The organism is Dyella sp. OK004, assembly GCF_900114495.1.
Lineage (GTDB): Bacteria > Pseudomonadota > Gammaproteobacteria > Xanthomonadales > Rhodanobacteraceae > Dyella_D.
Window position 1 is genome coordinate 336,732 of sequence record NZ_FOZI01000002.1, and the last position, 23,085, is coordinate 359,816.

The window sequence follows — 23,085 nt, forward strand, 5'->3', positions numbered from 1 at the left end:
AGGCAGCCATAAAAAAAGCCCCCGCATAAGCGGGGGCCTGGATCCAGCGGAAAAAAGCGGCTTAGGCCGATTTCTTCTTCGGCGCTGCCTTCTTGGCGGCGGCCGGCTTGGTCACGGTCTCCTTGGCGCCGACCACGGCCGGCTGCGCGCCGTGCACACGGGTGTTGCCATAGCTGCCGCGATAAGTCTTGCCACGACGGGTCTTGCGATCGCCCTTGCCCATGGGAAACTCCTTGATTCGACGTAAGTTGGACGGCCGATCATCGTATCAGCGGCCGCCCAAAGCGCAATAGGCCGGGTCAGTGCGAGCGGGCACCGCCGGCACAACCATGCGCAGGGTCGGGGCAATGCCCGGGGTCGATCTGCACCGTGACGTGGCGAATGCCGAAACGCTCGGCGAGCACGCGGTTGATGGCGAGGATGGCGATCGCACTGTCGCCTTCCTCGTGCAGTTCCGCATGAACCGTCGCCATGCGCGAGCCTGAAGCGAGCTGCCACACATGCAGATGATGCACATCACTGATGGAGGCATCGGCCGTGCGCAGCGCCGACTCCACTTCGCCGGTATCCAGACCTTCGGGCACGCCTTCCAGCAGAATGTGCGCGGAACGGCGCAGCAGTTGCCACGCGCTGTTGAGGATCAGCAGCGAGACCAGCAGCGACAATACCGGGTCGGCCCACAGCCAACCCATCCAGCGCACCGCGAGCGCGGCCAGCACCGCCGCGACCGAGCCGAGCAGATCGCCCAGCACATGCAGCGCGGCACCGGCCACATTGACGTCGTCATGGTCGTGACCATGCAGCGTACGCAGCACCACCAGATTCACTACCAGACCGATCGACGCGACGATCAACATCACGCCGGAAAGAATCGGGCTCGGTGTGAACAGACGCTCGATGGCTTCGTAAGCGATAAAACCCACCAGCGCGAACTGGGTCAGCGCATTGAGAAAACCCGCCAGCACTTCAACGCGCCCATAACCGTAGCTACGCCGCGCATCCGCCGGTCGCCGTGCCATCCACGCGCCAATCACTGCAAGTAGCAGCGCCAGCGAATCGACCATCATGTGGCCGGCATCGGCAAGCAGTGCGAGCGAACCGGACCATAGGCCACCGAAGACTTCGGCAACCATCATCACCGTGGTCAGCGCAAACGCGAATGCCAGCTTGCGCTCGCGGCCCGACATGCCGGCGACGTTTTCGCGCGCATGATCGTGACCATGCGCGTGGTCGTGATGATGATCGTGGGAATGGGTGTGCGTGCTGCTCATGTGCGCATGCTAGGAAGCGCGTACGCCGTTACACAATCACGAGGCTGCGTTAGCTCGCGGATCAATGCGCGCAATCCACGCTATGCACATGGCCCTGTTGGCGATCCGCACGCAGGTTCACGAAATGCGCCGACGCCACCAGCAAGCCACCGCAGGTGACCAGCGCGCTGTGTAGGCCGATTGAATAGCGCTCGGCGAACGTCACACCAATCAGCAACAACGCAAGCCCCGGCATCGCCAGACGCAGCGGCAGGCTGCGGTGATGACGGCGATAACCATTGAGCAGACTGATCAAGGCCAGCACGCAGGCAAAGATCACAAAGCCACGCTCGAAACGATGGTCGGCGAGAAAACCCAGACCGAGCAGCGGCAGCAAAGCGAGCACGAACGGCAACGCCGCGCAGTGGATCGCACACAGGAAGGAAGCTGTGGCGCCGACGCGATCGGCGACCTGCCACCAGCGGGATTTGCTCACTTGCCCTGAATCCATCGGTCTGTCCGGAACACGAAGCGTGACTTCTTGCCTTAGCACTGGCAAGCAATGTTACTTTATAACGTAACAAGAATCCACCCCAAGGAGTTGTCCCCTGATGCGTAAGTCCGTGATCGCCCTCGCCCTGGCCGCCAGTCTCAGCGCCACCGCCCTGCCGCTGCAGGCCGCCGATGCCGAAGCCCTGGCCGATGCCTCCACTGATAAGGAAAGCCACAAGGCCAAGAATCTGGACGCGATCACCGTGAACGCCGTGCCGCTCAACCAACAGGCGGACCAGATCGTGGCCCCGGTCGCGGTGCTGGCAGGTTCCGCACTGGACGAGGCCAAAGCCGGCACCCTGGGTGAAACCGTGTCAGGCATCCCTGGCGTGCAGACCACCGGTCTCGGCAAGGCCGTGGGCCGCCCGGTCATCCGCGGCATGGATGGCCCGCGTGTGGCCGTGCTGGAAAACGGCATGGGTGCGCAGGACGTCTCCAACATCAGCCAGGACCACGCCACCTCCGTCGAGCCGTTCCTGGCCGACCAGATCGAAGTGCTGAAAGGCCCCTCCACCTTGCTCTATGGTTCCGGTGCCATCGGCGGCGTAGTGAATGTGGTCGATGGCCGCATTCCGATGAGCGCACCACAGAACGGTTTCAGCGGTCGCGCCGAAGGCCGCTACGACTCGGGCACGCAGGGTAAGACCGGCCTGTTCCGCGCCGACGCCGGCAACCAGCAGTTCGCCTTGCATGTGGATGGCATGCGCCGCGATGACGGCAGCTATGACATCCCCGGCGGTACCCAGGCCAACAGCCAGGTGAAGACGACCTCCGGCGCGGTCGGCGCCTCGCTGCTGGGCGATTGGGGTTACCTCGGCATGTCAGTGTCGCGCTACATGGACAAGTACGGCAGCCCTGCCGAACCGGGCGAGGAAGATCATGGCGACCATGATCACGGTCACGACCACGGCTCCGAACCCGCGACCATCAAGCTGGCGCAGACGCGCTACGACCTCAAAGGCGGTTTCAACCAGCCGCTGCCCGGCATCGCCAAGGCCGAAGTGAGCTTCGGCCACAACGACTACCAGCATGTCGAATACGAAGGTGAGCATCCCGCCACCACCTTCACCACCAAGGCCAACGAAGGACGTCTGCTGTTCACCCACGAGCCACTCGCCGGCTGGGAAGGTGCGTTCGGCGTGCAATACATCCATCGCGATTTCGCTGCGATCGGCGAAGAGACCTTCGTGCCGGCCACCACCACCAAGGCCTGGGGTGCATTCCTCACGGAGCAACGCCACTTCGGCCCGATCAAACTCGAACTGGGCGCGCGTACGGATAGGCAAACCGTGACGCCGAACGATCAGGCACGCCGCCGCTTCTCTCCGTCCAGCTTCTCCGCCGGCGCCTCCTGGCGTTTCGCCGAACAGTGGCACCTGAGCCTGAACCTGGATCGTGCGCAGCGCGCACCCGCCGAAGAAGAACTCTTCTCGCATGGCCCGCACGCCGCTTCCAACAGCTTCGAGATCGGCAACCCCAATCTCAAAAAGGAAACCGCCAACCAGGCCGAACTCGCCCTGCACCACCACGGCGATTTTGTCGAAGGCAAAGCCGCCGTTTACGCAAACCGATACAACGACTTCATCTATCTCGCCGACACCGGCGACGTCGAAGACGGCATGCCGCTGCGCCGGTGGTCGCAGCGCAATGCGAAGTTCCGCGGCGCCGAAGCCGAGGCCACTTTTCATCTGGCAAAGAACACCAGCGGCGCATGGGATCTGCGCGTCTATGGCGACACCGTGCGCGCCTCACTCTCCGACGACGGCGGCAACCTGCCGCGCATTCCCGCCGGCCGCCTTGGCAGCCAATTGAGCTGGAGCCGCAACGATCTACGCGCCAGCATCGGTGCGGTGAAGTACCTCGCGCAGAACAAAACCGCCGAATTCGAAACACGCACCGCCGGCTACACCTTGGTTAATGCGCATGCGGCATGGACTTTCCACAACGGCGAGCGCAGCCAGTGGGAAGCCTTCCTCGACGGCAGCAACCTGACCAACCGCAAGGCCCGCCTCGCCACCTCGCTGTTCAAGGACAGCGTGCTGATGCCGGGCCGCAGCGTGTCGGTGGGCGTGCGCGCGTTCTTCTGATCGTTCCAGCGTTCTCGGCCCCGAGACTTACTCCCTCCCCCCGATCGGGGCCGAAACAAGCGGGGCGCGATGCATGACATCGCGCCCCGCGTCTTTATCCCGTGCAACGAAACCTTCACCCCTTGCGGCAGTTCTTGCAGATCCCGTGCACTTCCAGCGTCTGCGCCTGCGGGCGGAAGCCGAAAGCCTTGGCCTGCGCCTCGATCAGCTCGGCCACGCGCTCGTCGCATACTTCCTGCGCGCTGGAACAGACGTCGCAGATCAGGAACGGCACCTGATGCGCCTCGGCCGGGTGATGGCAGGACACAAAGGCGTTGATCGATTCCAGCTTGTGGATGAAGCCGTGTTCGAGCAGGAAATCCAGCGCGCGGTACACCGTGGGCGGCGCCGCGTTGCCATGGCGCTCGCGCAGATGGTCGAGCAGGTCGTACGCCTTCACCGGCTTGCCGGCGGCAGCCACCAGCTCAAGCACTTCCTTGCGCAGCGGCGTCAGGCGCAGGCCGCGCTCTTCGCTGGCATGCTCCACCGCACGCACGAAGCCCTTGGCGTCGTCGTGATGATGATGCTCATGCGTTTTGTCGGTAGCGGTCTGGCTCACGGGGGTCACCTCGATGCCGATAATACACCCCCGGCGGCTAACGCCCTCTGGGTGGCAGTGGTGGCGGTTGTGCACGCGATACCGGCCGAGGACGCGTGAGGATCACTATCCAGCCGATCGGCCCCAGCACGGCGGCCCATACCACCCCTTCCCACAGGCGCCCGCGCCACCACCCCAGCACCGCGCCGACCACCAGGAACAACAGGCTCCACCACAACATCGCCGCCCACGGCACCAGCGCCATCAGGTTCCAGAAGATGTGCCAGAACGCATCCGGTGCGTCGAGGTCAACGCCCTGGGTAGCCTTGCTCAGTAACTCGTCCAAGCGCGCCTCGCTAGACAATCAGGATACGGCGCATGATGTGTACGTCGCTGCCCTGCATGATGCAAGCTTCCCGACCACCACACCATGCTTTCACCCAGTCGAGCCGCCGCCCATGCGTTGTCTGTTGATCGAGGATGACCTCACCACCTCGGAACTGATCTGCCACGGGCTGGAGCGCAGCGGCTACGAGGTGGAAACCTGCCGCGACGGCGCCAGCGGCCTGCAACAGGCTACTGCCGGCCCGTGGGAAGTGATCGTGCTCGACCGCCTGCTGCCCGGCGATATCGACGGGCTCGACATCCTCTCAGCGGTGCGCAGCCATGGCATCGATACGCCAGTGATCGTGCTCAGCGCCTTGTCGAGTCTCGATGAGCGCGTGCGCGGGTTGCGCGCCGGCGGCGACGACTATCTGAGCAAGCCATTCGCGTTCGACGAACTGCTGGCGCGGATCGAAGCGCTGACCCGTCGCGCCGCCCGCCACGGCGACCTGGATCAACTCATCGTGGGCGACCTGCGCCTCGATACGCGCAGTCGCCGTGTCTTTCGCGGGCAGCAGCCGATCGCGCTGCAGCCGCGCGAATACCAGCTGCTGGAATACCTGGCTCGGCACCAGGGCAAGGTGGTGACGCGCAAGATGCTGCTCGCCGCGGTGTGGGGCTATCACTTCGACCCGGAGACCAATGTCATCGACGTGCAGATGAGTCGCCTGCGCAACAAGGTCGACAAAGATTTCCCCACTGCGCTGATCCAGACCGTGCGCGGCGTGGGCTACACCCTGCAGGCGCCATGAGTATGCTGGCCGGCTTCCGCCATTCCGTCGTGTTCCGCATGGCGGCGGGCTACGGACTGCTGTTGCTGCTTTCGGTCGGCGTGGTGTCTGCCATTTTCTATGTCGGCACTGCCGGACTGCTGGCGCGCAATATCGACAAGCAACTGTCGCTCACCTCGCGGCGCCTGATCCAACTGCACGACCACCAGGGCATCGCCGCGCTGCAGCAGGAAGTGCATACCCTGCTCACCGACGATCAGGATGTGAACACCGAGATCTACCAGCTCACCGCCGCGGACGGCCGACAGCTGGTCGGCAACCTCACGGCCTGGACCTGGCCCGTGGGCGAAAGCGATGCGCGCGTGGAACGCCATGTCCGGCGCCTCGGACGCGACACGCTCGCCCGCCTGCTGATCCACCGTTTTCCCGACGGTGCCGTGCTGGTGGTCGGCCGCGACCTGCAGGATCAACGCGACCTGGAACGCATGATCCTTACCGCGCTCGCCGCCGGCGGCCTGATCGCATTGGTGCTGGCCGCCGGCGGCGCGCTGCTGTTTCGCGCGCAACTGCAACGCCAGCTCCAGGCGATCCATCGCACCACCAGCGAAGTCGCCGCCGGCCAGCTCGATCGCCGCATTGCCGTGGGCCGCTCGCGCGATGAGTTCGCCGTAGTGGCCAACGACGTCAACCGAATGCTCGACGAGATCGAGCGCCTGATGGATACCGCCCGCAACGTCTCCAACGCCATCGCGCACGACCTGCGCACACCGCTGGGGCGTATCCGTGCTGCACTGGAAGATGCCCTGCGCTCGCAACATCCGCTGGATCGCCTGCAGGGCAGCGCGCAATACGCCATCGACGAAATCGATACGCTGATCACGCTGTTCGACAAACTGCTGCAGATCGCCGAGGCCGAATCCGGCCTGCGCCGCCAGCGCTTCGATGTGCTGCCGCTGCGCGAAGTCGTCGGCGATATCGTGGAGCTGTATCAGCCAGCCGCCGAGAACGAAGGCATGAACTTGTCGCTGAGCATCGATGGCGAACCCACCGTCTCTGCCGACCGCGATCTGCTCGCCAGCATCATGGCCAACCTGCTCGACAACGCACTCAAGTACGCCGGCCACGGCGCCAGCGTGCAGGTTGCTGTTCGCGGCAACCAGGATCACGTCCATATCGAAGTGACCGACAACGGCCCTGGCATTCCGCCCCATGCCATCGAGCGCGCCACCGAACGCTTCTTCCGCCTCGACGCCAGCCGCCATCTGCGTGGCAACGGCCTGGGGCTTTCCATCGTGGCCGCCGTGGTCGCCCTGCACCATGGCACGCTCGCTCTGGAAGACGCCCGCCCAGGGCTGCGGGTGGTCATTGCGCTGCCGCGCAGCTGAATTGCGCAACCTTTCCAAACCGTAACTGTTGCCTGCCAGAACCGGCCACTAAGGTGGCGGCCGGGCATCGGGCCGCGCTGCATGCCCGTGCCGATTCCCGACCATGGAGTGCGCATGCAGAAGATTTACGGTTCGCCGTCGCGACGCGCCGCCATGCGGCGTGCCCTGGGTCTGTGCCTCGGCGCAGCCATGCTGGCCGGCTGCAGTAAGGATCCCGCCGACCATGCCGCGCAAACCACGCCGGCCGCGAACGACAGCGTCACCATCAACGACCAGCAGGCGCAGCACGTCACGGTGGAGCCGGCGCAATGGCGCAACTTCGAACAGCGCCGCGACGCCGTCGGCTATATCGACTTCAACCTGGACCAGCTGGCCCAGGTCTTCCCGGCATACCAGGGACGCGTGCGCCAGGTGCAGGCAAAGCTTGGCGATAGCGTGGCCAAGGGCCAGCTGCTGTTTACCATCGACAGTCCCGATCTGGCGCAGGCAGAGTCCGGCCTGATCGCCGCCGCCGGACAACGCGAACTCACCACGCGCACGCTCGCTCGCGCGCGCCAGATGCTCGACGTGCAAGCCAGCGCGCAGAAAGACGTCGAGCAGGCCATCTCCGATCAACAGGCGGCCGAAGGCAGCTATCGCTCGGCGCGTAACGTGCTGCGCATGCAGGGTGTAACGGATGCCGAAATCGATCGCATCGTGGCCGCACGCAAAGTGGATGGCGTACTGCGCGTACTCAGCCCCATGGCCGGGCGCGTCACCGCACGCACCGTGGCCCCCGGCGACTTCGTGCAGCCCGGCAGCTCCGCGGCGCCGTTCACCGTGGCCGACATCGACAAGCTCTGGATGATCGCCAACGTCGCGGAAGACGATGCCATGGTGCTGCACCCCGGCCAGACGGTGAACGTCAGCGTCAACGCGCTGCCGGGGCACTTAGTGCATGGCGTGATCGACGTGGTCGGCAGCAGCGTGGACCCGGCTACCCATCGCGTGCAGGTGCGCTCGGCCATCGCCGATCCGCGCCACGAACTGCGCCCGCAGATGCTGGCGACCTTTGTGATCCTGACCGGCGAACCACAGCATTCGGTGGCCGTGCCCGCCAACGCCGTCGTGCGCGAAGGCGACGGCACGCTGACCGTCTACACCACCGGGGATGGACGACGCTTCACGCGGCGGCCAGTGAAGCTCGGGCTGCAGCAAGACGGTTTCGACCAGATCACCGAAGGCCTCGCAGCCGGCGAACGCGTCGCCGGCGATGGCGCGCTGTTCCTCAGCAATGCCCTGGCGTTGCAGTCGCAGTAACGCCGCCAGTCAACGGATAGAAACCAAAAGGCCAGATCGTGCTCAGAGGCATCGTCGCGTTCGCGCTCACCCGCTGGTCCATCGTGATCATGGCCCTGGCATCCTTTGTCGTTGCCGGACTGGTGGCGTATGCCAAGCTCAATATCGAGGCCTATCCAAACCCGGCGCCGGTGATCCTCGAAATCACCGCGCAATCGCCCGGCCTGTCCGCGGAGGAAATGGAGCGCTCGTACACACGCCCGATGGAAGTCGGCCTGGCCACCACGCCGGGCGTCGACAACATTCGCTCCACCTCGTTCTACGGCCTGTCTTTCGTGCGCGTCACCTTCAAATACGGTGTCGACTACTACCAGGCCTATACACAGGCGGCGTTGAACCTGCAGCAGAACGTGAGTTTGCCCGGCGGTGTGCAGCCACAAATCCAGGCTTCCAGCCTGGTGGGCGAAATCCTGCGTTATCAGCTGGTGGGGCCGCCGCACTACGGCCTGACCAACCTGCGCACCTTGCAGGACTGGGTGGTGACCCGCCGATTGCTGTCAGTACCCGGCGTCGCCCAGGTGGTGACCTGGGGCGGCACCACCAAGGAATACGACGTCAACGCTGACCTGAGCAAACTGGAAGGCTACGGTGTAACCCTGCCTCAGTTGATCGCCGCCATCGGCAACGCCAACACCAACGTGGGCGGTCGCACCATCAATATCGGCCAGCAATCAGTGAACATTCGCGGTGTGGGTCTGATCAAGGACATCGGCGACGTCGGCAACATCGTGCTGTCGCAAAACAATGGCACGCCAGTACTGGTGAAGGACGTCGCAAAGATCTCCATCGGCAACGTGCCGCGCCTGGGGAAGGCCGGACGCGACGATCAGAACGACGTGGTGACTGGCATCGTGGTGATGAACCGCACGCTGCAGACCAATGAGGTGCTCGCGCGCGTCAAGGCCGAAGTAGCGAAACTCAACAGCGACGGCACCCTTCCCGCCGGTGTGAAGCTGGCCCCCATCTACGATCGCTCCACCCTGGTGAATGTCACCACGCATACGGTGCTGCACAACCTGCTCTTCGGGTGTTTACTGGTGTTCTTCATCCAGTGGATATTCCTGGGTGATCTGCGCAGCGCGATCATCGTGAGCGCCAACATTCCGGTGGCGCTTTTCTTCAGCATCATCATCCTGGTATTGCTGGGCGACTCAGCCAATCTGCTATCGGTGGGCGCCGTGGATTTCGGCATCATCGTCGACTCGGCGGTGATCCTGATTGAGAACATTTTCCGAAACTTCCAGAAGAACAAGGAAGAACGGCAAGAGTTGTTGCATGAGCAGGCGCAAAGTGAGTTCGCGATGTACGCCAAAGGGCGCGCAGCCCATGGCTGGACCGAGCGCATGCGCTTGTTGTTCATCAGCACCACACAGGTAGATCGTGCGGTGCTGTTCTCCTCTGCGATCACGGTTGCCGCCTTCATCCCGCTGTTCACCATGCAGGGCGTCGAAGGCCAGATCTTCAATCCGATGGCGCGCACTTACGCTTATGCGCTCACCGGTGCGCTGATTGCCACCTTCACGGTGACGCCCGTGCTGGCCTCGTTGCTTCTTCCCAAGCACATCAAGGAAACCGAAACGCTGTTCGTGCGATCGATCCGCCGGGTCTACTCGCCAGTGCTGCATTGGGCGTTGCAGCGGCGCAAGCTCACGGTGCTGATCGGCGTGGGCTTCCTGTTACTGGCCGGCCTGCTGCTACCTCGCATCGGCACCGAGTTCCTGCCCGCGCTGGAGGAAGGCAACCTGTGGATCCGTGCCACCTTGCCAGCCACCATTTCACTGGAAGCCGGCATGGGCAAGGTCAACCGCATGCGCCAGATCATCAAGACGCATGCGGAAGTGATCACCGTCGTGTCGCAGCATGGCCGTCCCGACGACGGCAGCGATGCCTCGGGTTTCTATAACGCGGAGCTGTTCGTTCCGCTAAAACCGATCAGCGAGTGGCCGCGCGGCGAAACCAAGGACAAGCTGGTGAAGAAGTTGCAGCAGGAGTTCAGCAACGAATTCCCCGGCATCGAATTCAATTTCTCGCAGTACATCCAGGACAACATCGAGGAAGGTCTGTCCGGCGTCAAAGGCGCCAACTCGGTGAAGATCGTCGGCCCCGAACTGCCGATATTGGAAAAACTGGCCGATCAGGTGTTGCATGAGATGCGTCAGGTCAAGGGCGTGGAAGACCTCGATGCATTCCATGTGCTGGGCCAGCCCAACCTCAACATCACCATCGATCGCGCCAGAGCCGCGCGCTATGGCCTCAACACGGGCGATATCAACAGCGCGGTACAGGCGGCAGCCGGCGGCACGCAGGCCACCACCGTACTCGAGGGCGATCGCCAGTTCTCGCTAGTGGTACGGCTGGCACCCGCCTATCGCTCCGACCTGCAGGCGATCGGCAATATCAAGGTCGGCTACGCCACACCGGGCGGCGCGACGGCATACGTCCCGCTGCGCGAACTGGCAAGCATCACCCTCGACACCGGTGCCTCCTATATCTACCACGAGCGCAATGAGCGCTTTATCCCAGTGAAATTCAGCGTGCGCGGCCGCGACCTGGGCGGCACGGTGGCCGAAGCACAGCAGCGCATCGCCCAGCACGTCACGCTGCCAAATGGCTATCACCTGGTCTGGGCCGGCGAGTTCGAGGATATGCAGCAGGCCAAGGATCGCCTCGCCATCGTGCTGCCGATCGCCATCGGCCTGATCCTGGCGCTGCTGTTCACGCTGTTCAATTCGTTCCGCGACAGTCTGCTGACTCTGGCGGCGATTCCGTTCTCGATTGCCGGCGGCATCATCGCCTTGTATCTGTCGGGCCTGAACCTGAGCGTCTCGGCCGCGATTGGTTTCGTCTCGCTGTTCGGCGTGTCGGTGATGAACGGCATCCTCGTGATCACCTACTTCAATCATCTGGTCTTCGAGGGTAAATCGCCCTTGGAAGCGATGTACCTTGCCGCCGAACAACGCATGCGCCCCATGCTGATGACTGCGTTGTCTGCATGCATCGGCCTGTTGCCTGCGGCGCTGTCCACTGGTATCGGCAGCCAGGTACAGCGTCCCCTGGCGACCGTCGTGGTAGGCGGCATGTTGCTTGGGCCAATCATGTTGTTGATCGTCGCACCGGCATTGCAGGTGCTAGTGGTGGAATGGTCGCAAGGGCGTAAGCATCGTCGCGCTCATCGCCCCACCGAGGCGGGAGGCCTGTGATGGCTTGGTCCAAGACATCCCGCACAAAGCACCTCCAGCTGTCGCTGATGGCCTCCGCCCTGATCTGCACAGGCTGCGCGGTAGGACCCGATTACCATCGCCCCCCTCTGCCATCGACGGACAGCTATACCCGTCAACCGCTGCCGCAAACAGTCGGCACAGCGGGCGCCAGCCACGACGAACAGCAGCTTCAGCCCAGCGAGAAAATCGCGCGCGAATGGTGGAGCGCATTCGGCTCGCCCCAGCTCGACGCGCTGGTGCATGAAGCGTTTGCGCACAACCCGTCCATCGAAAGCGCGCAAGCCGCATTGCGGCAGGCGCAGGAAAACGTGGCGGCGCAGCGCGGCGCGTATTTGCCTACCGTCCAGCTCGACTATTCAGCCACCCGCCAGAAGAATGCCGTCGGCACGATCTCGCCGACGCTCACTTCTGGCCAGGCGCTCTACACGCTGCATACGGCCCAGCTCAACATTTCGTATGTGCCGGACGTCTTCGGGCTCAATCGCCGCACCGTCGAATCACTGTCTGCACAGGCAGAGAGCCAACAGTTCCAGCTCGAAGCGGCGTACCAGACTCTGGCTTCGAACGTCATCGCAGCCGCCATCCAGGAAGGCGCGTTGCGCGCGCAGATCGACGCGACGACGGACATCATCGACGCCGACACGCGTTCGCTGGCGATCCTGCGCAAGCAGGCTGCCCTGGGCTATGCCTCGGGTCTTGATGTAGCCGCGCAGGAAACGGCATTGGCGCAGGCCAGGCAGGCGCTGCCCCCGTTGCAGAAACAGCTCGAACAGACGCGCAATCTGATCGCCGTACTTACCGGCAAGCTGCCTTCGCAGGGCAACGAAGCGCCTTTCGATCTGGCCCGCTTTCAGCTGCCCCGGATCATTCCGGTGACGTTGCCGTCCCAACTGGTCGAACAGCGCCCGGATGTGCGTGCCGCCGAAGCCCAGGTTCAGGCCGCAAGCGCACAGGTAGGTGTGGCGCTGGCCAATCGCCTGCCACAGTTCTCCATCTCTGCGTTGTACGGCGGCAGCTCCACGCACTTCAGCGACATGTTCGCGAGCGGCAACAAGTTCTGGGGCTTGACCGGCAACGTGGCCGAGACGGTCTTCGACTTCGGCACACTCAAACACCGGCAACGCGCTGCCGAGGCGGCACTGCAACAGTCGATGGCGCAATATCGGGACGCGGTGCTCGTTGCGTTCCAGAACGTCGCCGATGCGCTCTATGCACTGGATGCCGATGCCCGCGCGCTCGATGCCGCCATGCAAGCCGAAACGTCCGCACGCAAGACCTTGGATCTGACCCGCAAACAACTCGAGCTAGGCCAGGTCAACGGCCTCGCCCTGCTCAACGCACAAACGGCCTACCAGCAGACCGCCATCGCGCGCGTGCAGGCGCAGGCGGCGCGGTATAGCGATACCGCGGCGCTGATGCTGGCTCTCGGTGGCGGCTGGCAGCCACCGCAATAACGGTAGGAGCGTCAGCCCTTTGCTTTGGTGATCGCGGCGTCGATGCGCTTGATCGCCTCATCGCGCCCCGCCAGATAGATGGTGTGATCGATCGACGGCGAGACCTGCGTGCCAGTCATCGCCACGCGTAGCGGCTGGGCAATCTTGCCCATACCCAGCTCCAGCTTGGTGGCCACCTGCTCGATCACCTGATGGATCGGCTCCGGCTGCCATGCGCAGTCGACCAGCAGCACCTTGGCCGCTTCGAGCACAGCCACCGCGCTGTCGTTCTGCAGGTGCTTGGCCACGGCCTTGTCGTCCCACTCGACGATCGGGCCGTACCAGATCTTTGCGCGCTCGGTCATTTCCTTCAGCGTCTGCACGCGATCGCGCAGTGCCACGATCACGTCGGCCGGCGCCGGCCCCTTGCTGTAGTCGATACCTGCCTGTTGCAGATGCCACTCGAACTCCGGCGCCAGTGACTGCGGGTCTTCGCTCTTCAGGTAATGCTGGTTGAGCCAGGACAGCTTGGTGACGTCGAAGCGCGACGCTGCCTTGTTGACGTCGGCGATGTCGAACAGCTGGATCATTTCCTGCGGCGAGAAAATCTCCTGGTCGCCATGCGACCAGCCGAGGCGCACCAGGTAATTGAGCAGCGCGTGCGGCAGGAAGCCGTCATCGCGGTACTGCATCACGCTGACCGCGCCGTGGCGCTTGCTGAGCTTCTGCCCATCCGGACCGAGGATCATCGGCAGGTGCGCGAACTCCGGCACCGGCGCGCCCAGCGCGTGATAGATGTTGATCTGGCGCGGGGTGTTGTTGACGTGGTCATCGCCGCGGATCACTTCGGTGATGCCCATGTCGATGTCGTCGACCACCACGGCGAAGTTGTAGGTCGGCCAGCCGTCGGAGCGGAAGATCACCAGATCGTCCAGCTCGGCATTGGCCCACTCCACGCGGCCCTTCACCTTATCGTCGAACACCACCGAGCCTTCGGTAGGATTCTTGAAGCGGATCACGCGGTTCGGATCGTCGCGATACGCCTCGTTGCGGTCGCGGTAGTAGCCGTTGTAGCGGGGCTTCTCGCCCTTGGCCATGGCGGCCTCGCGCATTGCCTCGATCGCTTCCTTGCTCTCGTAGGCGTAGTAGGCCTTGCCGGCCTTCAGCAGCTCGTCGGCCACCTGCTTGTAGCGCTCCAGGCGGTGGGTCTGGTAAATCGGACCCTCGTCATGCACCAGACCCAGCCACTGCATGCCGTCGAGAATGGCTTGCACGGCGACGTCCGTTGAACGCTCGCGGTCGGTATCCTCAATGCGCAGCACGAACTGGCCGCCGCGGCGGCGCGCTTCCAGCCAGCAATACAGCGCGGTGCGGGCGCCGCCGATATGCAGGAAGCCGGTGGGACTGGGGGCGAAGCGAGTGCGGACGGTCATCGAGGTTTTCTTAAGGGATGCGGAGCGAAGCGATGGATTTTAGCCGATCTGGCCGGTGGCTCCGCGCCTTTGCAGCCGTTCTGCTACTCATCGGCACCGCTCCGGCATGGGCGGACGACACTCCGGGCTTCGACCGCCCTGGCCTCGGCTTCGCCACGAATGCGCTGCATGCCGGCCAGTTCGCCTACGAGCAAGGCCTGCCCGACTGGAGCCGTCATCGCGACAGCGGCGTCACTACCGATCTGGCGACTTACGACACTCTGCTCCGGTTTGGCTTGGGAGATGAGCTGGAGCTGCAGCTAGGCGGCTCGCCCTACAACCGCTTGCGCCAGACCGCGGACGGCGCGTCGCAGATCAGCCATGGTCATGGCGATACCATCCTTGGCCTGAAATGGGCGCCCTCGCCGTCGAGCGATATCTGGAACTGGGGGGTACTGGGCAACGTGGAGTTCACCGACGGCGCCCGCGATTTCCGCAGCGACCGCCGCGTCTACACCGTAGGTGTGGTGGCGGACCAGAAGATCGGCGAACAGGTGGACATCAGCTACTTCGCGCAATGGCAGCGCAGCGGCGGGCGGGACAACTATCTGCTGGCGCCCGACTACAACTACCAGCTCAACGATCACTGGGGCTTCTATCTCGAAACCGCCCTGCTGCGCGATGCGGATCACCGCAACGGCACGCAGGCCGGCGGCGGCCTGGTCTGGCAGCCGCTGACGAATCTGCAGTTCGATACCTGGTTCCGGCACCGCCTCGGCGGACAGGCCGCGGAGTGGGAAGCCGGCGTAGGCGTGGCGATGTTCTTCGGCCGCTGAACATGCGGCGCATCCGAAGCGACCCCGCCAACGCGGGACCGCTTCGCGAGGGACTTACTTCACGTGCACGGTGATCTTCTTCGACGCCAGCGCCGGGTCGAACGGAATGTGGTTCTCGTCGGCCAGTTCCAGCTGCAAGGTATGCGTACCGGGCTTCAACTTGACAGTGGTTTCGGTCTGGCCGTTGCCGAAGTGGACATGCGTGTCGTCCTTCGGAATCGGCTGGCCGGCTACCGGCAGATCCGTCACGTCGATCAACAGATGATGGTGGCCGGTGCCTTCCTTCTTCACGCCGGCCGGGGCCACGCCCATGCCTTTCAGGCCGAAGCTCACGGTGACTTCCTGCCCCACCGTGGCGCCGTCCTTGGGCGAGATGATGTAGACCTCGGCCCCGGCGGGCGACTTGGTCACCGGCAGCGTGGGAGTGTCGGCAGCGAACACCGCCCCGGTCACGGTAGCCAGGGCCAGAGCGAGCAGGATGCGCTTCATCGTCGGTTCTCCATGGGGACAAGAAAGGCCAGTGTAAGCGCACGGTCATTCAGAAAGCGCCAATAAATCCGCCGATTTGGACTTGGCTGCCCTGACTTGTTCCACGCAGGCGTCACGCAGGCGTCATGAACGCGCCACGCCCCCGCAACGCCGCCAGCGGAACCTACGCCGGGCCAGCACAGGTATTCCCATGCGCATCGGCATTGTCACCGAGACATACCCGCCAGAAATCAACGGCGTTGCACTCACCGTGCATAGCCTTGCCGCCGGACTCGCGTCGCGCGGACACACCGTCGACCTGATCCGCCCGCGCCAGGCACAGCCGTTTGCCGACGAACCCGGCATTGTGGCGATGGAGATGCGCGGTGCCTCGCTGCCGCGCTATCCCGGCCTGCGCTTCGGACTCCCCGCCGGACGCACGCTGCGTGAACGCTGGACTCGTCTACGGCCGGACGCCATCTATGTGGCCACGGAAGGCCCCCTGGGCTGGTCGGCGGTACGCGCCGCCAACAAGCTGGGCATCCCTGCGGCGACCGGATTCCACACACGCTTTGACGCCTATGCCAATCATTACGGCGTGGGCTTTCTCACGCCGGTAGTGCGCCGCTACCTGCGCCGCTTCCATAACCGCGCTGCCGCGACGCTGGTGCCTACCGACGCCCTGGCGAGCGAACTCAGCGCATTGGGCGTGGATACTGCGCGCCTGCTGCGCCGGGCGGTGGATACGCAATTGTTCCATCCGCGCTACCGCGACTTGGCTTTGCGCGCCAGCTGGAACGTGGACGGCAACACGCCGGTAGTGCTCTATGTCGGCCGCATCGCGCCGGAGAAAAACCTCGACCTCGCGGTACGCACCTTCCGCGCGATTCAACAGAAAGTACCCAAGGCGCGCTATGTGTGGGTCGGCGACGGCCCGGCCCGCGCCGCATTGCAGGCGGCCCACCCCGATTTCATCTTCGCCGGCATGCAGCGCGGCGAAGCGCTGGCGCGGCACTACGCCAGCGCCGACCTGTTCCCCTTCCCCAGCCTCAGCGAAACCTTTGGCAATGTGATCCTGGAAGCGCTGGCCGCCGGCCTGCCGGTGATCGCGTATGAGGAAGGTGCCGCGCGCGAACACCTCGCCACCGGCATCAACGGCTATCGCATCGATGCCGGCAACGAAGCTGCCTTTATCGAATCGGCAACGACACTGGCCAGCAACGCGAGCCTGATCCGCCATATGGGTCGCGCCGCGCAGGCCAGCATCGCCACCCTCTCACCGGACGCGGTCATCCGCGAATTCGAAAACCTGTTGAGCGAACTGGCTAAGGAGCACAGCGATGAACACTCTGCCGCCGCTGCACACGCCTGACCTTTCCGCAGGTCCCCGCTTCGCTTTCGACCGACGGCTCTGCGTCGCCGCGAATCACTGGGGCGCGCGCCGCGCCGTCGGCTTGTTCTTCAGCATCGTCAGCCGGCTCGGCGATGGCGTGTTCTGGTACTCGCTGATGCTGGCGCTGGCGCTGCTCGATGGCCGGCGCGGCCTGCTCGCCGCCGCGCAGATGGCGATCACCGGCCTTACCGCCCTGCTTCTTTATCGCCTGCTCAAGCGCTGGACGCGCCGGCCACGTCCGTTCCGCGCCTGTCCTGGTGTGATCGCACACGTGCCGCCGCTGGACGAATTCAGTTTTCCCTCCGGCCACACACTGCAGGCGGTGAGCTTCACCGTCGTGGCACTCGCCTGGTATCCGCTGCTGGCGCCGCTGCTGCTGACCTTCACCACGCTGATCGGTGCGTCGCGCGTCATTCTTGGCCTGCACTATCCGAGCGATGTACTCGCGGCCACGGTGATCGGCAGTGCGCTCGGCGCGCTCTCGTTGTGGCTGATGCCGATGACGCATTGGATGCATTGAGCATCACGCTGCGCATTTCATAAGCAGTGCGTACTTCCTGTCTTTGCGATCAGACAGATAGAGCACCTATCCACAGGTTTCACCGCATGCATTCCACAATCGCTGTGGAAAACCATGCTTTTCCCGCGCGCTTGTTGAGCAAAACATCGACAGCGCGTAGCAAGTCACTGTTGGCAAAGGCACTGATGCGTGTTGTCCACAGGCTTACCCCGGTGACATCCACAGTGGCTGTGGAAAACCCTGTTCGACACGCTGGCGAAAACTTCGTCATGGCGTAGCAAGTGCTTGTTGGCAAAGCATCGCAATGCGCTTGTCCACAGACTTGCTCATACGACATCCACAGGCGCTGTGGAAAACACGATGCGGTTTACCGCGCGATGACGAAAATGTTCGCAGCGTGTGCGAAGCATCGACAGCACAAGCACTTGCAGTGCTTTTCCACAGGCTTAGCCGAACAGTGTCCACAGTGGCTGTGGACAACCTTGCCGCGGAGTCCGGAAACGATGATGCCGCCTTGCGGCGGCATCATCATGATCGCTTGATCGAAGCGTTTACGCGGCGCGCGGTGCCTTCATCAAAATGCCGAGCAGCTCGGCCAGTTTGTCGCGCATCTCGCGGCGGTCCACGATCAGATCGATGGCGCCGTGCTCGACCAGGAACTCCGAACGCTGGAAGCCTTCCGGCAAAGTCTCGCGCACGGTTTGCTCGATCACGCGCGGGCCGGCAAAGCCAATCAGCGCCTTCGGTTCGGCAACGTTGATGTCGCCCAGCATGCCCAGGCTGGCGGATACACCGCCGGTGGTGGGATGCGTCAACACGCTGATGTACGGCACGCCGGCATCGCGCAGGCGCGCCAGCGCGGCCGAGGTCTTGGCCATCTGCATCAGCGAGAACAGGGCTTCCTGCATGCGTGCGCCGCCGGTGGCGGAGAAGCACACCAGCGCACTCTTGTCGGCCAGCGCCTTCTCGGCGGCACGGGTGAATTTCTCGCCCACTACCGAGCCCATCGAGCCGCCCATGTAGGCGAACTCGAACGCCACCGCCATCAGCGGGCGGCCCTTGAGCTTGCCGCTCATGGCCAGCAGCGCGTCTTTCTCGCCGGTGGACTTCTGCGCGGCGACGATGCGGTCGCGGTACTTCTTTGAATCGCGGAACTTCAGCGGATCGGTGGGCTCCATGCTGGCCCACAGTTCCTGCGTCGAGCCTTCATCGAGAAAGGCCTCGAGGCGCGCGCGCGCCTCGATATTGTGGTGGTAGCCACACTTGGGGCAGACCATCAGGTTGCGTTCCAGCTCAGGCCGGTACAGCACCGTGCCGCAGCCGCCGCACTTCTCCCACACGCCTTCGGGCACCTTGCCCTTGCCGCCGTTGGAGCTCTGCGTGCGCGCACGCGGGGTCATGATTTTCTGCAGCCAGTTCATCGCAACACCTCAAACGTTCCTGACCGAAGCGGCCAGAAGCTGCTTCAGTGTGCGTCGAGCGCGGCCCGTATCGGTTGCAGGAACTCCCGCGCACGTTCGGCGATCTCGCCGGCCTGCGCCGCCCCCGCCAGCCGTTCGACCAGCGCACTGCCGATGACTACCGCATCGGCAAACCCGGCGATGGCTTTCGCACTGTGCGCATCGCGCACGCCGAAACCCACTGCCACCGGCGCCTTGGCGCGGGCCCGGATGTCGGCCACGCGGGCCGCGATATCCGAGGTGCTCAAACGCCCCGCACCGGTGATGCCGGCAAACGACACATAGTACAGGAAACCCTCCGCCATCCCGCACAACTGCGCCATACGCGCGGGTGCGGTGGTGGGTGCGGCCAGCAGGATCTGCTGCAGGCCCGCGGCCTTCAGCGGCGCCAGCACGGCGGACTCCTCCAGCGGGCAATCGACCAGCAGCACGCCGTCCACGCCCGCTTTTACCGCTTCTTGCGCGAAGCGCTTGTAACCGTGGATTTCCACCGGGTTGAGGTAACCCATCAACACCACCGGCGTTGCCGCATCGCGCTGGCGGAACTCGGCCACCCAGCGCAACACGTCGTCGAGGCCGACGCCTTTGGCGATGGCGCGCTCGCTGGCGTGCTGGATCACTGGACCATCCGCCATCGGATCGGAGAACGGCACGCCCAGCTCGATCAGGTCGGCGCCAGCGTCCACCAGCGCGTGCATCAGCGCCACAGTGTGCTCGGGCACGGGATCGCCGGCGGTGACGAAGGGAATCAGGCCGGTGCGGCCGGCGTTCTTCAGCGCGGCGAAGCGTTGATCGATGCGGCTCATACCTGCACTCCTTCGCGCGCGGCAATGGTGTGTACGTCCTTGTCGCCGCGACCAGACAGGTTGCACAGCACCAGCTGATCCTTCGGCATCTCACGCGCCAGCTTCATCGCCTGCGCTACGGCATGGCTGGATTCCAGCGCGGCAAGGATGCCCTCGGTGCGTGCCAGTAGATGGAAGGCCTCCAGCGCCTCGTCGTCGGTGACACCGACGTACTCGGCGCGGCCGGCATCTTTGAGGAAGGCGTGCTCGGGGCCGACACCCGGATAGTCGAGGCCGGCCGACACCGAATGCGTCTCGGTGATCTGGCCGTTGTCGTCGCACAGCACATACGTGCGGTTGCCGTGCAGCACGCCGGGACGGCCCGCCGCGAGCGACGCGGCGTGATGCCCGGTGGCAATGCCCTCGCCCGCTGCCTCCGCGCCGACCATGCGCACGTTGGCGTCGTTGAGGAAGGCGTGGAACAGGCCGATCGCATTCGAACCGCCGCCGACACAAGCGGTGAGCACATCCGGCAAACGACCGTACTGCGCCAACATCTGCTCGCGTGCTTCGCGGCCGACAATGGCATTGAAGTCGCGCACCATCATCGGATACGGATGGGGGCCGGCGACCGTGCCGATGATGTAGAAGGTGTCGGCGACGTTGGTGACCCAGTCGCGCATCGCCTCGTTGAGCGCATCCTTCAGCGTCTTCGAGCCGGAGGTCACCGGCACCACGTCGGCGCCAAGCAGCTTCATGCGGTAGACGTTGATCTTCTGCCGCTCGATATCCACCGCGCCCATGTAGACCACACACTTCAGGCCGAAGCGCGCCGCCACCGTCGCACTGGCCACGCCGTGCTGGCCGGCGCCGGTCTCGGCGATCACACGCGGCTTGCCCATGCGCTTGGCGACCAGCGCCTGGCCGATGGTGTTGTTGATCTTGTGCGCGCCGGTGTGGTTCAGGTCCTCGCGCTTGAGCAGGATCTGCGCACCGCCGACATGCTTCGACAGCCGCTCGGCGTGGTAGATCGGGCTGGGGCGGCCGACGTAGTACTTCAGGTCGCGGTCCAGCTCGGCGAGAAACTCGGGATCTTCGCGCAGGCGCAGGTAGGCCTCGGTCAGCTCGGCCAGCGGCGCCATCAGGGTCTCGGCGACAAATTGGCCGCCGAAAGCGCCAAAGCGGCCGCGCTCATCGGGCCATTGATGGAAATCCTGGATCGCGGTCATAAGCCTGTCTCACTTGCGGAAAACGCACATGGCGGCAGCCGCCACGGGAGCGCCACCCTAGCGCAGCACGGGCATCGGCGAAAGCGATAAGATCGCCGCCATATGTCAGAAAAACTCACCTATCCGACATCCCGCCCGATGCCCTCGCTGAATGCCCTGCGCGCCTTCGAGGCCACCGCACGTCTGGGCGGTGTCAGCCGCGCCGCACAGGAACTGCATGTGACCCACGGCGCGGTGAGCCGCCAGATCCGCGCGCTGGAAGACGACCTGGGCACGCCACTGTTCCAGCGCCAGGGCCGCGGCCTCAGCCTGACCGCGGCCGGCCAGCGCCTGCGCGACGCCAGCGCGGCGGCCTTCACCCAACTACGCGAAGCCTGCGATCAATTGCGTGGCCATACCGCGCAGACGCCACTGGTGCTGGGCTGCCCGGTCAGCCTGCTGGCGCGCTGGATGATTCCGCGGCTGGAACGGCTGATGGCCGAGCTGCCCGGACTCACTTTGCATCTGCGTCCGCAAGAGCTGCCGTTCGATGAGGCGCTGACCGGACTGGACGCCGCCCTGCTCGCCGGCGAAGCGCCCTGGCCAGCGGGATGGCAGGTGCATGAGCTGGCACGTGAGCGCGTCGGGCCAGTGGTCAGCCCGCATTTCGCCGAGCAACACGGGCTGTTGAGCAGCGCGCCATCCACCTTGCTCGAGCAGCCACTACTGCACACCACCTCGCGCCCGCAGGCGTGGCAGGCATGGGCCCAAGGCCAGAGCCTGCCGGCAACGCAGCTGCCGTCCGGCCAGAGCTTCCCGCACCTCTATCACCTGCTCGAAGCGGCCGTGGCGGGACGCGGTGTGGCGATCGCACCGGAACAACTGGTCGCCGACGACCTAGCCAGTGGACGCCTGTTGGCACCGTGGGGGTTTCAGGACACGGCGGCACAATGGGTGCTGGTAGCGCCATCGCGCGCACCGGCAGCGCGACTGATGGGGCTGGCGGACTGGCTAAGGCAGGCGTTTGCCGTTCAGAGGTAACGCAACACCGTTTCGCGCAGCTTGGCGACTTGTTGCGCATCCAGCGGCCCCAGCACACCGCGGCGCGACGGCGGAATATGCGCGGCTGGATCTTCATCGCTGAACACGTAGTGGTCGAGCAGTTCGCGCCACGCCTTGCGCTCGGCCGGCGGCAGCGATTTGAAGCCGAGCACGCAATGCAGCAGGCAACCCAGCAGGGTTTGCGGCACCAGGCCACTGCCCAGCCCCGGCTTCCACCAGTAATTCACCAGCGCGTTGATGCTGCCCAGTGAAGCGACGTGATGCCACCACATCGGCGGCATGTAGATGGCGTCGCCCGGTTGCAGCTCCGCCACTAACGCGTTTTCCAATGCCAGCTTGAGGCGCGGATAACGCGGATCGTCAGGTTGATCGAGCCGCGCGACACTGATGGCCGCGCCGGTGGGCGCGAAATCCAGCGGACCGATATAGAGATTGCGCACCTGCTCAGGCGGAAACAGCGTGAAGCGACGCGAGCCGCTGACCACGCAGGCGATGTTGTGGAACTCGTCGAAATGCGCCGGCGTAGTCACCTTGTTGCCGATCCAGATGCGCGGCTGGATGGTCTGATCCAGGAACGGCACCGCGTGCTCCGCCAAAAAGCCCGGCAGGCACGCAGCGATCGGCGCGCTCTGCATCGCCAGCGCCGGCGGCGACTCCTGCAGGTTGAACTGCTGCATATGCTGCAGCCCTTGCGAGACGGAAACGCGCTGGTGCCGGAAATTGAAGTTCTGCAGGTCGGCGCTATAGCCCACCACGCCGTCTTCGCCGGGCGGCATCAGCAGCGCGTCGACGGGCGTGCCGTTATCGAACCCCGACAACCGCGCCACAAAAGCCAATTCGGATTCGCGGGCCGCCGCCACGATGGGCCAGTGCTTCACCAGACCGCGCATGACCAGAGGACGTTCGCTGCCGACGATGGCATCGAGCACATCGTCGCGGCCATCGACGACGAACTCCTCCATGGGGACTGGCATGGCGTTTAT

The 23,085-nt window shown here is 64.5% G+C and carries 21 protein-coding genes; 10 read left to right on the forward strand and 11 right to left on the reverse strand.

Going from position 1 to position 23,085, the window contains the following annotated elements:
• Positions 1-61: 61 nt before the first annotated feature.
• From BM338_RS08205 to BM338_RS08215, 3 genes are all read right to left on the reverse strand, one after another.
• Positions 62-223, reverse strand: coding sequence for a 30S ribosomal protein THX (locus BM338_RS08205; protein WP_090450405.1), 162 nt, complete (start codon positions 221-223; stop codon positions 62-64).
• 76 nt (positions 224-299) lie between these two features.
• Positions 300-1,271, reverse strand: coding sequence for a cation diffusion facilitator family transporter (locus BM338_RS08210; protein WP_090450406.1), 972 nt, complete (start codon positions 1,269-1,271; stop codon positions 300-302).
• A 61-nt stretch (positions 1,272-1,332) separates the two neighbouring features.
• Positions 1,333-1,761, reverse strand: a complete 429-nt coding sequence (locus tag BM338_RS08215; RefSeq protein ID WP_090450407.1) for a MerC domain-containing protein — start codon at positions 1,759-1,761, stop codon at positions 1,333-1,335.
• 100 nt (positions 1,762-1,861) lie between these two features.
• Between BM338_RS08215 and BM338_RS08220 the strand changes: the two genes are divergently transcribed.
• Positions 1,862-3,889, forward strand: coding sequence for a TonB-dependent receptor domain-containing protein (locus tag BM338_RS08220; protein ID WP_090450408.1), 2,028 nt, complete (start codon positions 1,862-1,864; stop codon positions 3,887-3,889).
• Positions 3,890-4,004: 115 nt separating this feature from the next.
• Here BM338_RS08220 and BM338_RS08225 read toward each other — a convergent pair whose 3' ends face one another.
• Together BM338_RS08225 and BM338_RS08230 are read right to left on the reverse strand one after the other, a co-directional pair.
• Entirely contained in the window at positions 4,005-4,496 is a 492-nt protein-coding gene (locus BM338_RS08225; protein WP_090450409.1) for a transcriptional repressor, read from the reverse strand.
• 28 nt (positions 4,497-4,524) lie between these two features.
• Positions 4,525-4,812 carry a hypothetical protein gene (locus BM338_RS08230; RefSeq protein WP_090450410.1) on the reverse strand — a complete coding sequence of 96 codons (288 nt, stop codon included), beginning with the start codon at positions 4,810-4,812 and terminating at the stop codon, positions 4,525-4,527.
• Between the two features lie 112 nt (positions 4,813-4,924).
• On the opposite strand from BM338_RS08230, the gene BM338_RS08235 reads away from it, so the two are divergent.
• From BM338_RS08235 to BM338_RS08255, 5 genes are all read left to right on the forward strand, one after another.
• Positions 4,925-5,602 carry a response regulator transcription factor gene (locus BM338_RS08235; protein ID WP_090450411.1) on the forward strand — a complete coding sequence of 226 codons (678 nt, stop codon included), beginning with the start codon at positions 4,925-4,927 and terminating at the stop codon, positions 5,600-5,602.
• The gene (locus BM338_RS08240) at positions 5,599-6,966 is read left to right on the forward strand and encodes a sensor histidine kinase (protein ID WP_090450412.1); all 1,368 of its coding nucleotides are present in this window, start codon (positions 5,599-5,601) and stop codon (positions 6,964-6,966) included. Before BM338_RS08235 ends, BM338_RS08240 begins: the two co-directional genes overlap by 4 nt.
• A gap of 114 nt (positions 6,967-7,080) precedes the next feature.
• Positions 7,081-8,265 (forward strand): efflux RND transporter periplasmic adaptor subunit, encoded by a 1,185-nt coding sequence (locus BM338_RS08245; RefSeq protein ID WP_090450413.1) that lies wholly within the window; start codon positions 7,081-7,083, stop codon positions 8,263-8,265.
• 38 nt (positions 8,266-8,303) lie between these two features.
• Positions 8,304-11,504: an efflux RND transporter permease subunit gene (locus BM338_RS08250; protein ID WP_090450414.1), complete on the forward strand. Its 3,201-nt coding sequence runs from the start codon at positions 8,304-8,306 to the stop codon at positions 11,502-11,504.
• Complete coding sequence (locus BM338_RS08255; RefSeq protein WP_090450415.1) at positions 11,504-12,979, forward strand: efflux transporter outer membrane subunit; 1,476 nt, start codon at positions 11,504-11,506, stop codon at positions 12,977-12,979. The genes BM338_RS08250 and BM338_RS08255 overlap by 1 nt, the downstream gene beginning before the upstream one ends.
• Positions 12,980-12,990: 11 nt before the next feature.
• On the opposite strand, the gene gltX is transcribed toward BM338_RS08255, so the two are convergent.
• Complete coding sequence (gene gltX / locus BM338_RS08260) at positions 12,991-14,391, reverse strand: glutamate--tRNA ligase (RefSeq protein WP_090450416.1); 1,401 nt, start codon at positions 14,389-14,391, stop codon at positions 12,991-12,993.
• Between the two features lie 32 nt (positions 14,392-14,423).
• Between gltX and BM338_RS08265 the strand changes: the two genes are divergently transcribed.
• Positions 14,424-15,206, forward strand: coding sequence for a transporter (locus BM338_RS08265; RefSeq protein ID WP_090450417.1), 783 nt, complete (start codon positions 14,424-14,426; stop codon positions 15,204-15,206).
• Between the two features lie 54 nt (positions 15,207-15,260).
• On the opposite strand, the gene BM338_RS08270 is transcribed toward BM338_RS08265, so the two are convergent.
• Entirely contained in the window at positions 15,261-15,695 is a 435-nt protein-coding gene (locus BM338_RS08270) for a DUF4399 domain-containing protein (RefSeq protein WP_090450418.1), read from the reverse strand.
• 190 nt (positions 15,696-15,885) lie between these two features.
• Here BM338_RS08270 and BM338_RS08275 point away from each other — a divergent pair, with 190 nt between their 5' ends.
• Both BM338_RS08275 and BM338_RS08280 read left to right on the forward strand, forming a co-directional pair.
• Positions 15,886-17,046 carry a glycosyltransferase family 4 protein gene (locus BM338_RS08275; RefSeq protein ID WP_090450419.1) on the forward strand — a complete coding sequence of 387 codons (1,161 nt, stop codon included), beginning with the start codon at positions 15,886-15,888 and terminating at the stop codon, positions 17,044-17,046.
• Positions 17,015-17,587, forward strand: a complete 573-nt coding sequence (locus BM338_RS08280; RefSeq protein WP_090450420.1) for a phosphatase PAP2 family protein — start codon at positions 17,015-17,017, stop codon at positions 17,585-17,587. Before BM338_RS08275 ends, BM338_RS08280 begins: the two co-directional genes overlap by 32 nt.
• A 551-nt stretch (positions 17,588-18,138) precedes the next feature.
• Here the strand turns inward: BM338_RS08280 and accD are convergent.
• From accD to trpB, 3 genes are read right to left on the reverse strand one after another with little or no spacing between them, the layout of a single operon-like run.
• Complete coding sequence (gene accD / locus BM338_RS08285; protein WP_090450421.1) at positions 18,139-19,008, reverse strand: acetyl-CoA carboxylase, carboxyltransferase subunit beta; 870 nt, start codon at positions 19,006-19,008, stop codon at positions 18,139-18,141.
• A 44-nt stretch (positions 19,009-19,052) separates the two neighbouring features.
• On the reverse strand, positions 19,053-19,853 hold the full coding sequence (gene trpA, locus BM338_RS08290; protein ID WP_090450422.1) for a tryptophan synthase subunit alpha: 801 nt from the start codon (positions 19,851-19,853) through the stop codon (positions 19,053-19,055).
• A complete protein-coding gene (gene trpB / locus BM338_RS08295; RefSeq protein WP_090450423.1) occupies positions 19,850-21,061 on the reverse strand; it encodes a tryptophan synthase subunit beta in 1,212 nt (403 codons plus the stop codon). The genes trpA and trpB overlap by 4 nt, the downstream gene beginning before the upstream one ends.
• A gap of 102 nt (positions 21,062-21,163) precedes the next feature.
• On the opposite strand from trpB, the gene BM338_RS08300 reads away from it, so the two are divergent.
• On the forward strand, positions 21,164-22,081 hold the full coding sequence (locus tag BM338_RS08300) for a LysR family transcriptional regulator (RefSeq protein WP_090450424.1): 918 nt from the start codon (positions 21,164-21,166) through the stop codon (positions 22,079-22,081).
• Here BM338_RS08300 and BM338_RS08305 read toward each other — a convergent pair.
• Positions 22,072-23,076, reverse strand: coding sequence for a cupin-like domain-containing protein (locus tag BM338_RS08305; protein WP_090450425.1), 1,005 nt, complete (start codon positions 23,074-23,076; stop codon positions 22,072-22,074). The genes BM338_RS08300 and BM338_RS08305 overlap by 10 nt on opposite strands.
• Positions 23,077-23,085: the final 9 nt, after the last annotated feature.

Coding starts and splice junctions, on each gene's coding strand:
- BM338_RS08220 (WP_090450408.1), top strand. CDS start 1,862: ATGCGTAAGTCCGTGATCGCCCTCGCCCTGGCCGCCAGTCTCAGCGCC.
- trpB (WP_090450423.1), bottom strand. CDS start 21,061: ATGACCGCGATCCAGGATTTCCATCAATGGCCCGATGAGCGCGGCCGC.
- BM338_RS08300 (WP_090450424.1), top strand. CDS start 21,164: ATGTCAGAAAAACTCACCTATCCGACATCCCGCCCGATGCCCTCGCTG.
- BM338_RS08275 (WP_090450419.1), top strand. CDS start 15,886: ATGCGCATCGGCATTGTCACCGAGACATACCCGCCAGAAATCAACGGC.
- BM338_RS08210 (WP_090450406.1), bottom strand. CDS start 1,271: ATGAGCAGCACGCACACCCATTCCCACGATCATCATCACGACCACGCG.
- BM338_RS08255 (WP_090450415.1), top strand. CDS start 11,504: ATGGCTTGGTCCAAGACATCCCGCACAAAGCACCTCCAGCTGTCGCTG.
- BM338_RS08245 (WP_090450413.1), top strand. CDS start 7,081: ATGCAGAAGATTTACGGTTCGCCGTCGCGACGCGCCGCCATGCGGCGT.
- accD (WP_090450421.1), bottom strand. CDS start 19,008: ATGAACTGGCTGCAGAAAATCATGACCCCGCGTGCGCGCACGCAGAGC.
- BM338_RS08205 (WP_090450405.1), bottom strand. CDS start 223: ATGGGCAAGGGCGATCGCAAGACCCGTCGTGGCAAGACTTATCGCGGC.
- gltX (WP_090450416.1), bottom strand. CDS start 14,391: ATGACCGTCCGCACTCGCTTCGCCCCCAGTCCCACCGGCTTCCTGCAT.
- BM338_RS08270 (WP_090450418.1), bottom strand. CDS start 15,695: ATGAAGCGCATCCTGCTCGCTCTGGCCCTGGCTACCGTGACCGGGGCG.
- BM338_RS08235 (WP_090450411.1), top strand. CDS start 4,925: ATGCGTTGTCTGTTGATCGAGGATGACCTCACCACCTCGGAACTGATC.
- BM338_RS08215 (WP_090450407.1), bottom strand. CDS start 1,761: ATGGATTCAGGGCAAGTGAGCAAATCCCGCTGGTGGCAGGTCGCCGAT.
- BM338_RS08240 (WP_090450412.1), top strand. CDS start 5,599: ATGAGTATGCTGGCCGGCTTCCGCCATTCCGTCGTGTTCCGCATGGCG.
- BM338_RS08280 (WP_090450420.1), top strand. CDS start 17,015: ATGAACACTCTGCCGCCGCTGCACACGCCTGACCTTTCCGCAGGTCCC.
- trpA (WP_090450422.1), bottom strand. CDS start 19,853: ATGAGCCGCATCGATCAACGCTTCGCCGCGCTGAAGAACGCCGGCCGC.
- BM338_RS08265 (WP_090450417.1), top strand. CDS start 14,424: ATGGATTTTAGCCGATCTGGCCGGTGGCTCCGCGCCTTTGCAGCCGTT.
- BM338_RS08305 (WP_090450425.1), bottom strand. CDS start 23,076: ATGCCAGTCCCCATGGAGGAGTTCGTCGTCGATGGCCGCGACGATGTG.